Genomic DNA, 1,095 nt, shown 5'->3' with positions numbered 1-1,095 from the left:
CTCCGGCCGACTCCGAGGACAGCAGCTACGTCGGCACCGACCGCGCCACCGGCAAGACCGTGTGGACCGCCTCCCGCGTCGACCTCGCCTTCGGCTCCAACTCGCAGCTGCGGGCCCTGGCCGAGGTGTACGCCGAGGACGACTCCAAGGAGAAGTTCGCCAAGGACTTCGTCGCGGCCTGGACGAAGGTCATGGAACTGGACCGCTTCGACCTCGCCTGAGGTTGATCCGGCCGGTGTGACCGGTTGAGACGATGCCCCCGAACCGTCCGGTTCGGGGGCATCGCGCGTCTCGGGGATCGCTCAGTCGACGATCTCGGTGCGGACGCGGCCGATGAAACGGCGCGCGACATCGGTGCCCTCGTGGTTGTAGGCGTTCATCAGATCGGTGAGTTCATCGACCAGGACGCGCAGGGCCGCGGAGTCGAATCCGTCTGCGTCGGTGGCCCACTCGCGGGGAACAGCGCCGACGGTGATCAGAATGCCCGCCTCGGCGGGGGCTTCCACCGAGTAGGTGAGCTGGTCCGGAGCATCGTGCACGGCGTTCAGCACCGCGATGTCCTCGGTGATCATCTCCGCGATGCGCGACAGGCTCGCGTGCCGACCAGGACGCGCGTGGCGCGCACCGTAACTGCGCTCCCCCGGGCGTGCGGCGGACCGACCGGTCTTGGCCAGTATCCGATCCAGCATGCGTTGCGCGGCCGCGCGTTCGGCCGCACCGGTGCGCGGATGCTCGATCAGACTGCGCAGCCGCTGGATTCGGCCGATCGTTCCCGTGGGCATGCCCTCCCCTTTCGCCGTGGAACTTCGATCATGCCAGCGGGCCCGCCCTGTCGTGGCCGGGGTTGTCGGCCACGATCTTTCGAGTGGACAGTAACGCATACGCATGTCTGCATGTGACTATAGATCTTTTGCCGACATATCGGTGACATACAAGTGAAACCTGTTCTATCGTGGTGGAGTGGATGTCACATACGAGAACACCCGACGCGAAATCGCCACGGACAAAGGCGTTCTGCGCTACCACGAAGCCGGAGACGGCCCTCCCCTACTGCTGCTCCACGGATCCGGGATCGGCGTCAACGGGTGGCGGAAC

General features: G+C 66.0%; 1 protein-coding gene and 1 pseudogene. One reads left to right on the top strand and one right to left on the bottom strand.

Features of this window, described 5'->3' with window-relative positions; all coding sequences use genetic code 11:
* Window positions 1-221 (top strand): annotated as a pseudogene (locus ACIRS4_RS38590) (catalase-peroxidase); the annotation flags it as partial.
* Between the two features lie 81 nt (window positions 222-302).
* Here the strand turns inward: ACIRS4_RS38590 and ACIRS4_RS38585 are convergent.
* Window positions 303-782 carry a hypothetical protein gene (locus ACIRS4_RS38585; RefSeq protein WP_404204995.1) on the bottom strand — a complete coding sequence of 160 codons (480 nt, stop codon included), beginning with the start codon at window positions 780-782 and terminating at the stop codon, window positions 303-305.
* Window positions 783-1,095 lie beyond the last annotated feature (313 nt).

The organism is Streptomyces sp. NPDC101166, from assembly GCF_044768125.1.
Lineage (GTDB): Bacteria > Actinomycetota > Actinomycetes > Streptomycetales > Streptomycetaceae > Streptomyces.
The sequence above is the reverse complement of the archived record's forward strand: the minus strand, read 5'-3'. Positions and strand labels throughout refer to the sequence as shown.

Coding starts and splice junctions, on each gene's coding strand:
- ACIRS4_RS38585 (WP_404204995.1), bottom strand. CDS start 782: ATGCCCACGGGAACGATCGGCCGAATCCAGCGGCTGCGCAGTCTGATC.